Here is a 14,287-nt window from a genome sequence, read left to right as displayed (position 1 = left end):
AAAGTTATCTACACTGTATTGCAACCTCCTACCTCCTTCACGACTTTGTTTTTAATTAAAAAGTATTGAATGCAGTTGACAAATTCTTCTAATTCTAAAATTAAATTAGTAGTGCCTTTAAGGTCTCGATCGTTAGCTAGTTGTTCTAGTTTGTCAGCTACTAAGTACATAGCTGTGGCTCCAATGTTGGCACTAGCACCTTTAAGGTGATGAGTTTCTCGCGCTATTTGCCCAAAGTCATCAGCTGCGATCGCTGCTTTAATTATTTCTAAACGGGGTTTAATATCTTCAACGCATATTTGCAATAGATTTAATTCAAATTCTTGATCATTTCCTGATATCTGATGCAAGTGTTCCCAATCAATTGCTAAGTCAGTGGAAACTGTCTGTTCATAGACAACTCCTTCTTGTTGGGAAACAATCGCACCTATCCAATGCTCCAAAGTCTCAGCCAACTTTTCTTTAAATACTGGCTTACTTAAATAGTCGTCCATTCCGGCATTTAGACACGTTTGTTCGTCTTCTTTCATCACATTAGCTGTCATTGCAATCACCACAGGACGATGACCTAATGCAAAAGCATCTTCTTGCCAACGATGAATTTCTTTTGTGGTTTCCAAACCGTCGAGAATTGGCATTTGGCAATCCATTAAAATCAAATCGTAAGGAATTTTTTCTAATAGCTGCAAAACTTCCTTTCCATTGGCAACGACATCGGCTTTATAGCCCAAACTCTCGAGTTGCTTTAGGGCTACTTTTTGATTCACCAAATTATCTTCGGCTAAGAGAATTCTTAACTTGGATTTAGTAAAGGAGTTAGAGGAAGAAGTCAGAATACCTGAAGTTTCTATACTCGGAATTTCTTCTGTAGCCTCTAGCCTCCTGCCTCTAAACCCTTGTTCTGATTCCGGCTGAGTTTCTAAAATATTTTTGATGGTATCAAGGAGTCGTGATGGCTTAATGGGTTTGAATAAATAAGCAACAAATCCGATTTTGAGCGCCTGTTGTACTTCATCCCGTTGATTAGTAGAGGCGAGCAGAATCAAAGGTATCTCAGCAATTGCAGAATTGGCTTGAATTTGTTCTTTTATTGTGATGTTATTTGTTTGGGGTATTTGCATATCAACCAAGGCAACATGATAAGATTTCCCTTGCTCGCTAGCTTGCTGAATAACTTTAACGGCCGCAGCAATACTGTCAGTTCGATCTACCTCTATTCCCCAATGAGTAGCTTGATGGGAGATAATTTTATAATTAGTTGCGTTGTTATCCACTACCAATAAGCGGCAATTTTGCAAAAGTCCGCGTTCGGATTTTGGCTCAACAGGCTCAACTTGTTTGGTAAAAAGCACCTCAAACCAAAACTTAGATCCTTTGTCCATTTTACTTTCTACCCCAATCACTCCTCCCATCAAAGTTACAAGTTGTTTACAGATGGCTAATCCCAAACCGGTACCACCATACTTGCGAGTGGTCGAAGCATCGACTTGGGTAAATGGTGTAAAGAGTTTACGTTGGTCTTCAAGGCTAATGCCAAGACCTGTATCTGTAATGGCAAAATGGATGGTGGCTGTAGTCGGAGAAAGCGATCGCAATTCGGCTTGTACTAATACTTCGCCAGCGCTGGTAAATTTGATCGCGTTGCTGATTAAGTTCATCAAAATTTGCCGCAGCCTACCAGTATCTCCTTTGAGTTGGGTGGGGACGTTGCGATCGATCAGTGCGGCAATTTCTAATCCCTTGTTATGGGCTGAGGGAGCCAATAATTCCACCACTTCTTCTACACAAGTGGATAGGTCAAAATCGAGAGTTTCGAGAGCCATCTCTCCAGCTTCAAGTTTGGAAAGATCCAAAATCTCGTTGATTAAACTTAAAAGAGCGTCTCCACTACTCCGAATTGTTTCAATAAAATCTCGCTGTTCTGGGTCTAAGGGAGTATCTAACACCAAACTGGTCATCCCTAATACAGCGTTCATCGGCGTGCGAATCTCATGACTGATATTTGCCAAAAAGGCACTTTTCGTCTGAGAAGCTAATTCGGCTTGGCGACGGGCAATTTCAAGTTCTTGTCGCTGACGAGTTTCTGCTGCTAATAGTTGAGCTTGGGTTAAAGCAATACCTACTTGGTCGGCTATTTGTCGCAAAAGATGAGTTTCAAAGCTAGACCAGTGGTGGGAATCGTCACACTGATGAACTATGAGCAAACCGCGAAGTTCTTCTTTGACAAGAATGGGCACAACTAAATTGACTTTGACCCCAAACTGTTGCATTAATTCCAGATGGCTTTGTTCAACTTCCAGGAGATCCAAGTTATCCAGTCCGAAAATCTTTCCTTGACGGTACTGCTGTAGATAGTACTGTTGGAGATATTCTGCTTCAAAGTAGGGGGCAGTGTTGTTTTGCTCTTTGATTGCTGGTAAGCCAGAAACTACTGCTTCAATAACAGTGTTTGCAGACTGATCTGGCAAAAGCTGATAGATCAAAACTCGGTCAGTCTGGAGAATCTGTTGTACTTCTTCGACAGTGATTTGGAGAATTTCTTCGATATGCAAGGACTGGCGAATCTTCAGGGTGATTTCGGTAAATAGTTGCGATCGCAAATTTTGGCGTTGTATTTCTTCTTCAGCCTGTTTACGCTGGATAAATTGCCCCACTTGCTCGCCAATAGAATTCATCGCTTTTACTAAATCTTTGTCAAGCGGCTGGATTTCCCGGTTGAAGCAGGTAATGACACCGAGGATTTTGTTACCACTGCGGATTGGAAAACCAAAAGCTGCGTGTAGTCCTACTTGAGCAGCTATTTTGAAGTTAGGGAAATTAATATCTTTAGCGATATCAGTAATCCAAACAGGTTCACAATTAGCCCAAACCCGGCCAGGTAGTCCAATTCCTCGTACAAAGGTGGTTTGGCGCTTCAGTGTTTCAAATTCTTGCATCTCAAGGGATGGTTTATGCCAGATATCGAGAAAACGCAACACATTTGCCTGTTGATCGACCATCCAAATTTCACCCAAATCCCATCTCAAACTCTCACAGATCCCTTGCAAGATTTGGCGGGTAGCTTCGCTAATTGTGGCTGACTCTGCTAGGACGCGGGTTGCAGCATATTGTGCAGTCAGATGCTGCTGTGTTCGTTTGCCATCGGTAATGTCAATGCCAGTGCCAACGATGTACTCAACACGGCCTTCATAGTCTTTTAAAATGGTATTCGACCAGGAAATCAGCCGCCGACTACCATTCTTCATTACCCAATAATTTTCATAATTATTGGAAAGTTGACCAGATCGTAACTGGTCAAAAACTGCTTTGACTGGCTCTACCTCTTCAGGAATGAGGAACAAGTTCCAGCTATACCTACCCCTCACCTCATCAAAGGAGTAACCAGTTATTTGCTCACAAGCTTGATTGAAACGAACGATTTGCCCTTGAGTATTGAGAACTATTACCAACGCGCCAACTGTATCAAGGACTGCTGAGATAAAGTTGCGTTCTTGATTTAAAGTTTCTTCTGTCCTCTTGCGCTCAATAACCTCACGATAAATCAAGTAGTAGACTATAGCAAGAACGATAAAACTTAGGCAAATAGCGATCGCAAGTGTCACAATTGTGTTGCGATCGCGATTCTTTGCTGCTTGTGACTGCTGTTGGAGTTGTCCCCTGGACTCGTTTTCCATTTCATCGATCGCCTTGCGGATATCATCCATGAGATTTTGTCGATCGTTTCTCAGTAGTACTTGCAACGCCGCTTCTAATCCCTTGTTCTGGCGCAAGTTGATAGTCTCTTTTAGTTCAGTAAGTTTAGCCGTTATCAGAAATTCAAGCCTTGCAATCTGTTTTTGTTGATTCGGTCGATCTGCTGTTAAACTCTTCAGCTTGATAATTTCTCGATCGACGTTACCAAGTGCTGTTTGATACGATTTTAGATAAAGTTTTTCTCCAGTAAAGATGTAGCTACTTTGTCCAGTCTCAGCATCCTTTATCTGGGACAGTATTTCTTCTAGGCTATTAAGTTTTTTATAAGTGTTTTTTACTATACTGCGATTATTAGTAAATAGTGTTGTATTTTGATAAGAAACCACCCCAATCAGAACTAAAATTACCGACGACAAACCAAAACTTGCTGCAATCTTTTTGAAAAATTGCTTACGTACCCTCTGTGCCTGTTGGCCTTTCTTGGTAACAAGTACCAAACTTGCTAAATTTCGACGCAATTCCAGTTGCTTAATGACTTGACGACCTAAAGTTCGTAATGCCTCTATTTGTTCTGGATTAAGTTCTCGTGGTACGTAGTCAATTACACATAGAGTTCCGAGGGCGTATCCTTCAAGGTTAGTTAGAGGTACACCAGCATAAAACCGAATATTTGGATCAGATGTCACCAGTGGATTTGTAGCGAACCGTTCGTCATCTCTTGCATCAGGCACGACCAAAATATCAGGCTGGAGGATGGCATGGGCACAGAATGCAAAATCTCGGTGTGTTTCTAGGGCATCCAAACCGACTCTTGACTTAAACCATTGGCGATTTGTATCAATCAGACTAATTAACGCAATAGGAGTCTGACAAATATACGAGGCTAAATGAGTCAGATCGTCAAAGGCGGCTTCCGATGGCGTATCGAGAATCTTATACTGCAAAAGTGTCTCGATTCTCTGTGCTTCGTTATCAGGTAATGGTGCTTTCATCCTTAGTTTGCTTAAAAGCGTTAGCGTAATTTTACTGAGTTCTCTGTTGTGAAATAATCAGTCAAATGATTAAGTCTCTGCTGTATTTTTTGTGGGCTGGTTTATTTGAAATTGGGGGTGGCTACTTAATCTGGTTGTGGTTACGCGAAGGTAAGCCGTTCTGGTGGGGCATATTGGGGGGAATTGCTTTAGCTTTCTATGGGATTCTTGCAACTTTCCAATCGGCAAATTTTGGCAGAGTATATGCGGCTTACGGCGGCGTATTTATCGCAATGGCAATGCTTTGGGGTTGGAAGGTAGATGGCGTAACTCCAGATCGCTACGACTTAATCGGAGTATGTTTAGCCTTGGTGAGTGTTTTAATTATCATGTTTGCTCCCAGAAGTTAAGTAAAATTTCTATATTATTTTTGACCAATAACTTTTATATTGTTCCCTTTGAAACAGATAATAATCTCACGCAAAATAGTAAAAGTTTTTTTGCAACTAACCTGTCAAAAGCAAGCATCTAGATATCTACGTGTTTATGCGGGAGATATAAAGAAAACTCATAATGCAGTATTTTGTAACTCCATGAGGTATACTCATCCCCAATCCTCACGCCACTTGCTTCTCCCTTCTCTAGGAAATGCTTTGCGATCGCACGGGTGGGTATTTATTTCTCTCTCTCACATTGGTCTAGCCTCTGTCCTTAACACGCTGTTCGCGTTCGTAGAGAAGTTTAAATCTGCTGTATATTTTGTGTAAATTCTCGGAAAATACTGGTGATACTTGACAAAAATTATAAATTATTACCAATATTTTGCTTTGTAACAGTAGGTAAATAAAAATTTGGAATTTTGTCGGGCTTGAATAAAATATTCTATTCTTCAAAAAATAAAGATGCAATGTAATGATTGCGTGTTTATACGCTAATTTAAATCTTGGCAACTACAATCCGGTTTATATTTTTGTTAACATCTCAAGAAAATTCGGGTTAAGTAACTTTCAAGACAAAAATGTGTCCATAAAAGTAATCAAATGTAGTTAAGAATACAAATCATTGGTGCTTAGGAAGAAAAAAAAGTGTTGAAGAAAGTTGTGATGATTGGAACTATCACCCTACTATTTTTAGGAGGGCCGTTGATGGGCAATGCTTTTGCCCAAACCCCAACTGCTGCCCCGCCTACTGCTGATACTGGAGACACAGCATTTATGCTGATTTCAGCAGCACTTGTGCTGTTAATGACTCCAGGATTGGCGTTTTTCTATGGTGGATTTGTGCGATCGCGCAACGTCCTAAACACATTGATGATGAGCTTTGTGTTAATGGCGATCGTGGGAGTTACCTGGATTTTGTGGGGCTATAGTCTTGCCTTTGCGCCAGGTTTACCGTTCATCGGTGGATTGCAATGGCTTGGGTTGAATAATGTCGGGTTAGAGATAACCGATTATCTCAAAGGGTCAAACCCGCCAGAAGTCGTCTCTTATGCCGGAACAATACCCCATCAGGCATTCATGATCTACCAAGCCATGTTTGCCATTATCACCCCAGCCTTAATTTCTGGAGCGATCGTTGAACGGATGAGTTTCCGTGCCTATTCGCTGTTTGTCCTCCTGTGGTCAACCTTTGTTTACGCCCCCCTAGCACACATGGTCTGGGCAAAAGGTGGATTCTTGGGTTTGTATGGTGGATTGGGTGCCCTCGACTTTGCAGGTGGCACAGTAGTTCATATTAGTTCTGGGGTTTCAGCACTAGTAGCAGCGATCGTCCTTGGGCCTCGGAAAACCCATCCCGATCGTCTTAGCCCGCCGCACAACGTTCCGTTTATTTTACTGGGTGCTGCCTTGCTGTGGTTTGGCTGGTTCGGTTTCAACGCTGGAAGTGCCTTATCTGCTGCCAGTGGAACTTCTGGTAATGTAATAACAAATTTAGCAACAACAGCCTTTGTTGCTACCAATACAGCGGCAGCGGCAGCAGCTTTAATGTGGCTAATTTTAGAAAGCGTTTTACGGAATAAACCAACCGCCGTAGGAGCAGCAACAGGAGCCGTTGCTGGTTTGGTGGGTATCACCCCCGCTGCCGGATTTGTCACACCGCTATCAGCGATTTTAATTGGTTTCATCACCGCCTTTGTTTGCTTCTATGCTGTAAGTTTCAAGCACAAGCTGCAAATTGACGATGCCTTGGATACCTATCCTGTGCATGGTGTTGGTGGTACAGTGGGGGCAATTTTAACGGCCATCTTTGCCACGACTCAAGTCAACGGAGGAGGTAAAGACGGAGTGCTGCGTGGTAATTTGGGTGAATTGGGAGTTGAACTAGTAGCAATTGCCGTTGCTTATGTAATCGCAGGTGTTGGTACGTGGATTATTCTCAAAGTTATCGATGTTACAGTCGGGCTGCGAGTCAAAGAGGAAGCAGAGTTGCAAGGTTTAGATATCAACGAACACGGCGAAGAAGGTTACAATTCCGAGTTTGGCGATCGTCCTACTTAGTAATGAGTGCTGAGTTTGGAGGAAAGAGCTTTCTTTTTGCTTTTCCAATGCCCAATGCCCAATGCCCAAATTAAGATTGTGTAATTTGCGATCGCTAGCGTTAAAATTTGATTCAAATAATTGGTAAATTTCGCTAGTCGTGTCTACTTCTGTAAAAACCTTTCCTATCTGGGCATTTTTTTCGCTGTTAACCAACGGCATCCTAATGTTGGCGGTCATCCTGCTAATTTGGCAACAGCAGAGATTGGCCGCTTTTTTTGGGATAACGACACCCCCAGAGTCAATTAACCTAAGCAACTCACCGCAAATTGCTACACCTGATTTAGGTCGCCGTCACCAACTTACTTATCAAGAGTGGGTAGATATCCTCAAGCAAGAAGCCAAGGTGGCCGCTGACCAACATCCTCCGCATTTAAACATCCTGGCAGGAGATTCTTTAAGTTTGTGGTTTCCCCCTGAGTTATTACCCGAAGGTAAAAGTTGGCTCAATCAAGGAATTTCTGGCGAAACCAGCAATGGACTCTTGAAAAGATTAAAAATATTTGATCGCACCCAGCCAGAGGTGATTTTTGTGATGATTGGCATTAATGACCTAATTCGGGGGATGAGCAATGGAGAAATTTTAGATAATCAGCGGCAAATTATCAATTATCTACAAAAGACGCATCCCACAGCGCAAATTGTTGTCCAATCGATTTTGCCACATGGGGCAGAAGAAGCAAGTTGGAAAGGACGAGATAAACTGTTGGCTATTGCCAATAGTCGCATTCGCCAGTTGAATCAGCAGCTGCAAAGCATATCTACCAAAAAAGGTGTCAAATATCTCGATTTACACCCCCTTTTTACCAACAAGCAAGGAAATCTCCGCCGCGAATTTACTACTGATGGCTTACACTTAAGTCCTGAAGGCTATATGGTTTGGCGTTCTGCATTGCAGATTTATAGCGAGATTGAATTAAAACCCCAGCGTCAACGTCCTGCGGGAGAAAAAGGCTAAAGCCCAAAAAGAAGTAATATCTTTGAAGACAACTCTGTATCAATCGCGTCTAGGCGCGAGAAAATAAGCAATAGTGGTTTAAATAGAAAAATCTCATGGATACAAAAGCTTTTAAACGCAGCCTCCAACATTCAGAAAATTACAATCGCAAGGGCTTTGGTCATCAAGCAGAAGTTGCTACCCAGTTGCAATCTGAGTATCAGAGTAACTTAATTCAGGAAATTCGCGATCGCAATTACACCCTACAACGGGGTGATGTGACAATCCGACTAGCACAAGCCTTTGGCTTTTGCTGGGGTGTAGAACGGGCTGTGGCTATGGCCTACGAAACTCGTCAGCACTTCCCCACAGAACATATCTGGATTACTAACGAGATTATCCACAACCCTTCTGTAAATCAGCGGATGCAAGAGATGGAAGTAGAATTCATCCCTATTGAAGGAAAGAATAAAGACTTTTCTGTTGTTGGAATTGGTGATGTAGTGATATTACCTGCTTTTGGGGCTAGCGTTCAAGAAATGCAGATACTTCACGATAAAGGCTGCAAAATTGTTGATACTACTTGTCCTTGGGTATCTAAAGTTTGGAATACAGTAGAAAAGCACAAAAAAATTGATTATACATCAATAATTCACGGTAAATATAAGCACGAAGAAACAGTTGCTACTAGTTCTTTTGCTGGCAAGTATTTAATTGTGTTGAATTTGCAAGAAGCAGAATATGTTGCTAACTATATTATTAACGGTGGGAACCGTGAAGAATTTCTGACAAAATTTGCTAAAGCTTGTTCAGCAGGATTTGACCCCGATCAAGATTTAGCAAGAGTTGGCATTGCTAACCAAACCACGATGCTTAAAGGCGAAACTGAGCAAATCGGCAAGCTTTTTGAGCGGACTATGTTACAGAAGTATGGCCCCACCGAGTTAAATCAGCATTTCCAAAGCTTTAATACTATTTGTGATGCCACCCAAGAACGGCAAGATGCCATGTTGGAGTTAGTGGAACATAATTTAGATTTGATGGTAGTAATTGGTGGCTTTAATTCATCGAATACTACTCAGTTGCAACAAATTGCTTTTGAGCGGGGAATTCCTTCTTATCATATTGATACTGTTGAACGGATTCAATCAGGATATTTTATTGAACATCGGCAATTAAATGGGCAGTTAATAACTACAGAAAACTGGTTGCCTGATGGAAAAATTGTTGTGGGAATTACTTCTGGTGCTTCCACGCCAGATAAGGTGGTAGAAGATGTAATTGAGAAGATTTTTACATTAAAAGCAACAGCAGCGCTGGTTTAACAGTTCTCAGAGGGACTTGCAAATAAAAATATCCAATTACTTCTTGTAGGGTGGGCATCTTGTCTGCCTTACACAAATTATCGATTTCATTATTGGCGAAATACCACACCAATATCAGTTATCAGTAACTAATCTTCAGTGTTTGAATAATTTGAAAAACTTGCTAGCTTCTGCTGATGAAATCGCCGTCAGGTGTCAAAGGCTAGCAGCAGGTATAAATAAAGGACGCATTACTGAGATTGTCAAAAAGTATAAAAATGATTACTGAGATTATTTGTTTATATAGTAAAAGCCTTAGTGGTTAGGACATTAACAGATGATAAAACTTAGACACAAAGCTACTTTTTACCCAGTCACCAGTCCCTTGCTATAATTGCCGATAAAGTCGAGCTAAAGAGTGAAAGATAATGAGTGAGGTACAAGAATCCTACCTTTCACCTCCTGCCAAAAGCAAGGAAGGGATTATCGGGACTATGATGTACCTTACTATGATTAGGAAACGCTATATTTATTCACACATCACGCGCTTTGAAAAAATTATAGATAGCAAGGCCAATGGCTATAAGCAACACTGCGTGAATTAGATTTCCGGCAATATGAAGTGTCAGTCCTAATGCCCAAAAGGCAACCAGTATAACAACAATACCCCAAAGTATACTAAACATATATTTGTTCTGAATCAAATCAGTTTTAATTTGTTCAAATATTTTACTCCCGATCTTCACTTTTATTCTATTTGCCCTAAGAAAGATTACTTTGCGCCATCACTTAAACTAACTTGGTATGCTTAATCTTTCGTTACTATTTAATTAGATAAAGCTAGCGGCTCTGGGCTGTCAGTTAGCTACCCCCATCATTATCTCAAGCGGCAGGATTGCTCTATAGTTGGAGTCTCCTCAAGTTGCACCATTATCAGAACAGCAGGTACATCGCCTACTGTTCCAGATAAGTGACCTTTATGACCTTGCGCGTCTGCTTTGGTATTCTGATCTTCTCCAAATGAAATTTCGCCAGGGCCCATCTCGACTCGCTGTCCGTCCATAGTCTCCACAAACCAGCGTCCCGACAGTGGGATGATCCACTGGGGCTTGGGGTTCTCATGCCAGTTGCCAACCCATCCTACAGGTAGCACAGTAAAGGTGATTGTGGCACCGGACTGTTTCAACTTAGAAAGCCACTGCGGTGAAGTATCTGGGGCTATGCCTTTTTCAATGAAGTCCTCAATTTTACAACGGGATTGGTGACTGATACCGTTGCGATCGGTCCAGACGTGCCAGTAGTCAATTGTTGGTTTATTTGATGAGTTGTTCTGCATAAAAATGGCTCTTTTTTCTTGTGTGAGTAAGGACTTTAATCCTTATTTTCTAAGCACTAAAGTGCTTACTACAAACTCTGAAAACTTGCAATAATTACTATTAATCAACTGCAACTGTATAATTGTGTTCTTCCCATTTACTGCTTTCAATCCAGAAAAAGGTAAAGCTGATTGGCTGTTGCTGGTTATCAGAAACAGAAATATCTACAAAATTTACTCCTAATTTTGTGGAAGTAGAAGGCGTATCTTTTACGGTTTGCCAATTATCATCTGACCAATGCAATTGAAAAGATGCTAAAGCGTGAATTCGCAATGTGTGACCTTTTTTAACTTTGTCTACTTGACGGTTAAACTTCCAAATTTCCAATGATTTACACAGCTTTCTTTCGCCTAGATAGCGATTTGCCACCTCTGGAATAAAATCAAACACCTGTCCGTCATGATTTGACCGTAGCAGCTTGATATACTCTGCGTGTGCCCACATTAAAGGCATGGCTGAACCTGTTGGTTTTCCTAAATACATATAGATATCAGGTATATCTGCCTCATCCCAAACCTGTTCTGGTAGCAAACAAGTGTCTGAAGCAAATCCTTCCATCGCCTTGATATATGTTTTGACATCGCCGCCAGCAGCTAGTTCATAATGTCCTCGTTCTCCTGCCAAGAGAGGCCAAGCGCGTCCCTTACCCGAACTGACATAAGGATTTCCGTCTTTTTGCTGACCGTAGCCGTCATGGTTGTAACGATGCCAACAAGGTCCAACAAGTGTATCTACTTTCAATACTGCATCAATTACTTTGACAGAATCAACAATAATCGGGTCATTTGGTTTACGAATTCCATAGCGTACTAATTGGAGAAATCCGCCATCGACAATTTCCTTGGCTGGAAATTCTGCTGGTTCACCAGCTGGCTGACTGCTGATCAAAAGAGTTCCTTGGTTAGGATTTTCGTTGGGGTGAGGATTATTAATATCTGAGGGAGTTATTCGGATATAGTGCCGTTTGATCCCAGGAACCAAAGTTCCTTCAGTAGTAACTGTCCAAGCTTCAATGTGAGATTCTAAAAAATCTGCGTATTCTTCTATAAACTTTGCTGTTGCTTCATCTCCTTGTTCACGAACAAATTGAGCAGCACAAATTAAGGCGGCAATATTGGATGCTAGTGTTGATGGTGAATAACCACTGTTTTCTTCCCAGCGTTCTTGTTGGGTAGCCGGGCCGTGACGAATTAAATAACCCGCCGCCCGCAGAACCATCGGATAAATATCAAATTTTAAACAAGTCTTCTGTTGGTGCAATAGCCATGCTAGAAGAATCGGAAATGCCACCTCATCTAGTTGGATACCTTTCCAGTAAGGTTTACCATCAACCCAGAAATTTTGGGCAAAACCGCCATCTTCCTGCTGACTAGTGGCGAGATAAATTAGCGATCGCACTGCTGTTTCTGTTTCCCCAGCAGCCACTAAACCTGATGCACTGCTTACCATATCCCGCGTCCAGACAAGGTGATATCCTCCTTCGTCTTGGTCGTTTTTGGCTTCACCCCAAGGGATCGCAAGGGATGCAATCAACGCACCTGGATAAACTTTGTCTTCATGTGCTAACAACAAACTAATGCTGTTGTGATACAACTTCCCATCATTGTATGAAACATCTTCTAGCGGTCGGATATTGCGGCGCGATCGCTTCCACTGTTCGCTGTATTGCTGCTTCTGCTGTTCAAAAGGAATATTGAGCGACTGAAATAGTGTAGAAATCGCATTGTGCTGATTTGTGCCAAACGCCAGTCCTAAAGTAAACTCTTTAGTGCAATCTAGATTTAGTTTTCCAGTCAGAGCAAGGTTGCCATCTACAGCACTATCAAACTCCCAATCCATCTGGAAATTATCAGCTAAATCTGTCCAGCCATCACTTTTACCGACGTAACCACAGGAAAGGCGGGTAAAGGGAACTGTTGCACCCAGCGCCAGCCATGTTCCTTGTTTCTCGGCTATTAGAATATGATGCCCAGCAACCTCTACAGCGTAACCATTATTACCCATACCTCCAACTTCCAGATGCGGCGCACACAAAGCATATAAATGAAGTTGGGAGATAAAATCGTCCTCTCCTGTTAATTTTGTGTGCTGTAAGATACAGGATAAATGCGGATCGGCAATTACTTCTTTGATTACGGCATAACGTCCTTGGGGGTCGGAATTAGTGATCCGGTATCCTAAACCATGAGTCCACATCGGTTCCATTTTGGATTCGAGATGGCGTTTCTCTTCGTGGAAAAAGCTTTTTCCATCAGAAATTAGATACTGCAAATCCCGAATTTGGGGTCTGTCTACTGTGGGATGGTAGACTTCAGTAACAACACCATTCCAGATAGTAAACCAAACGCGACTAGAGGTAGAGTAAGCTGTTCCGACTCCATCTTTATTCGCTTGAGTCCATCGAGGTTCAATACCTGGCGAGCCAAAAGCTTCTGCTTGACCAATAATCTTTACCATACTGTTTTGTTGTACCGATAATCTTTGAAGATTTTTTGAAAATTCTATATTGGATATTTATTTGATTAAAAATTTATTGATAATTTGGCGGAAATTTGCGAGCGGCAGTTAAGGATTTTGCTTCAATAAAAATTTGTTTGATTTCAGGATGCTTTTGGCTAATTTTTACTTCTAAACTTTCTACTGTTAATGCTATTTCCTCACCTGTTAGATTTTTAGAAAATTGGATTTCTAAGTTGAGTAATACTTCCTGGGGAGCAAGCTGCATTGTTAATACACGTATAACTTCTTGCACTCCTGGTTCGGTTTTTGACAAAGAGCGGATATTGATTATAGTTTGAGGATTAGCACTTTCACCAAGTAATAATCCTTTACTTTCTCTCGCTAGTACCACTGCTACTATCGCCAAGATAATGCCAATAATAATCGAGGCAATGCCATCAAGATAAACATTATTAAATAAATGTCCTAAAAAGATTCCTATTAAGGCAACGAATAAACCTAAAATTGCAGCAGAATCCTCAAATAATATTGTAATTACTGTGGGGTCTTTACTGTTTTTGATTGCTTGCCAGAAATTTTGTCTACCCTTAGTCGGCAAAAACTCTTTTAAAGCTACAGTCCAAGAATAACCCTCCAATAATATTGCCATACCTAACACAATATAATTCCACATTGGGTTTTCTAAAGGGCTAGGTTTAATTAAATGAGTGATTCCTTCATAAATTGACATACCGCCGCCAAGGGCAAAGATCAGGATAGCAACGATGAAAGTCCAGAAATAAAGTTCTTGACCATAACCAAAGGGATGGCTATCATCTGCTGGCTTTTGGCTTCTGCGAATTCCCAGCAAAAGTACCAGTTGATCGCCAGTATCTACCACCGAATGAATCCCTTCAGATATCATGGCGGAACTGCCAGTAATGGAGGCGGCGATAAATTTAGTAATAGCGATCGCTAAGTTAGCGCCCATCGCTGCAAATATAGTTTTATGAGATGAATTAGATGCCAT

General features: G+C 41.4%; 10 protein-coding genes. 5 read left to right on the top strand and 5 right to left on the bottom strand.

Features of this window, described 5'->3' with window-relative positions; genetic code table 11:
* Positions 1-8: 8 nt before the first annotated feature.
* On the bottom strand, positions 9-4,685 hold the full coding sequence (locus tag ACFE93_RS15715; protein WP_375474171.1) for a GAF domain-containing protein: 4,677 nt from the start codon (positions 4,683-4,685) through the stop codon (positions 9-11).
* Between the two features lie 65 nt (positions 4,686-4,750).
* Between ACFE93_RS15715 and ACFE93_RS15710 the strand changes: the two genes are divergently transcribed.
* From ACFE93_RS15710 to ACFE93_RS15690, 5 genes are all read left to right on the top strand, one after another.
* On the top strand, positions 4,751-5,074 hold the full coding sequence (locus ACFE93_RS15710) for a YnfA family protein (RefSeq protein WP_375474170.1): 324 nt from the start codon (positions 4,751-4,753) through the stop codon (positions 5,072-5,074).
* 693 nt (positions 5,075-5,767) lie between these two features.
* Positions 5,768-7,162: an ammonium transporter gene (locus ACFE93_RS15705; protein ID WP_375474183.1), complete on the top strand. Its 1,395-nt coding sequence runs from the start codon at positions 5,768-5,770 to the stop codon at positions 7,160-7,162.
* A 139-nt stretch (positions 7,163-7,301) separates the two neighbouring features.
* The gene (locus ACFE93_RS15700; protein WP_375474169.1) at positions 7,302-8,159 is read left to right on the top strand and encodes an SGNH/GDSL hydrolase family protein; all 858 of its coding nucleotides are present in this window, start codon (positions 7,302-7,304) and stop codon (positions 8,157-8,159) included.
* 95 nt (positions 8,160-8,254) lie between these two features.
* On the top strand, positions 8,255-9,463 hold the full coding sequence (locus ACFE93_RS15695) for a 4-hydroxy-3-methylbut-2-enyl diphosphate reductase (RefSeq protein ID WP_375474168.1): 1,209 nt from the start codon (positions 8,255-8,257) through the stop codon (positions 9,461-9,463).
* Between the two features lie 142 nt (positions 9,464-9,605).
* Complete coding sequence (locus ACFE93_RS15690; RefSeq protein ID WP_375474167.1) at positions 9,606-9,731, top strand: hypothetical protein; 126 nt, start codon at positions 9,606-9,608, stop codon at positions 9,729-9,731.
* A gap of 244 nt (positions 9,732-9,975) precedes the next feature.
* Here the strand turns inward: ACFE93_RS15690 and ACFE93_RS15685 are convergent, their stop codons facing one another.
* From ACFE93_RS15685 to ACFE93_RS15670, 4 genes are all read right to left on the bottom strand, one after another.
* Positions 9,976-10,128: a lmo0937 family membrane protein gene (locus ACFE93_RS15685; protein ID WP_094351065.1), complete on the bottom strand. Its 153-nt coding sequence runs from the start codon at positions 10,126-10,128 to the stop codon at positions 9,976-9,978.
* A gap of 191 nt (positions 10,129-10,319) precedes the next feature.
* Positions 10,320-10,778: a cupin domain-containing protein gene (locus ACFE93_RS15680; RefSeq protein WP_375474166.1), complete on the bottom strand. Its 459-nt coding sequence runs from the start codon at positions 10,776-10,778 to the stop codon at positions 10,320-10,322.
* Between the two features lie 100 nt (positions 10,779-10,878).
* Positions 10,879-13,275 (bottom strand): glycoside hydrolase family 15 protein, encoded by a 2,397-nt coding sequence (locus ACFE93_RS15675; protein WP_375474165.1) that lies wholly within the window; start codon positions 13,273-13,275, stop codon positions 10,879-10,881.
* 73 nt (positions 13,276-13,348) lie between these two features.
* The gene (locus ACFE93_RS15670; RefSeq protein ID WP_375474164.1) at positions 13,349-14,287 is read right to left on the bottom strand and encodes a cation diffusion facilitator family transporter; all 939 of its coding nucleotides are present in this window, start codon (positions 14,285-14,287) and stop codon (positions 13,349-13,351) included.

The organism is uncultured Nostoc sp. (assembly GCF_964247315.1).
Taxonomy (GTDB): Bacteria; Cyanobacteriota; Cyanobacteriia; order Cyanobacteriales; family Nostocaceae; genus Nostoc.
Note: the sequence above shows the minus strand (reverse complement) of the source record. Positions and strands in the feature narration are given on the sequence as shown.

Bases quoted from the DNA above. Each gene is read 5' to 3' on its own strand.
- ACFE93_RS15715 (WP_375474171.1), bottom strand. From the start codon at position 4,685: ATGAAAGCACCATTACCTGATAACGAAGCACAGAGAATCGAGACACTT.
- ACFE93_RS15710 (WP_375474170.1), top strand. From the start codon at position 4,751: ATGATTAAGTCTCTGCTGTATTTTTTGTGGGCTGGTTTATTTGAAATT.
- ACFE93_RS15705 (WP_375474183.1), top strand. From the start codon at position 5,768: ATGATTGGAACTATCACCCTACTATTTTTAGGAGGGCCGTTGATGGGC.
- ACFE93_RS15695 (WP_375474168.1), top strand. From the start codon at position 8,255: ATGGATACAAAAGCTTTTAAACGCAGCCTCCAACATTCAGAAAATTAC.
- ACFE93_RS15685 (WP_094351065.1), bottom strand. From the start codon at position 10,128: ATGTTTAGTATACTTTGGGGTATTGTTGTTATACTGGTTGCCTTTTGG.
- ACFE93_RS15680 (WP_375474166.1), bottom strand. From the start codon at position 10,778: ATGCAGAACAACTCATCAAATAAACCAACAATTGACTACTGGCACGTC.
- ACFE93_RS15675 (WP_375474165.1), bottom strand. From the start codon at position 13,275: ATGGTAAAGATTATTGGTCAAGCAGAAGCTTTTGGCTCGCCAGGTATT.
- ACFE93_RS15670 (WP_375474164.1), bottom strand. From the start codon at position 14,287: ATGGCATCTAATTCATCTCATAAAACTATATTTGCAGCGATGGGCGCT.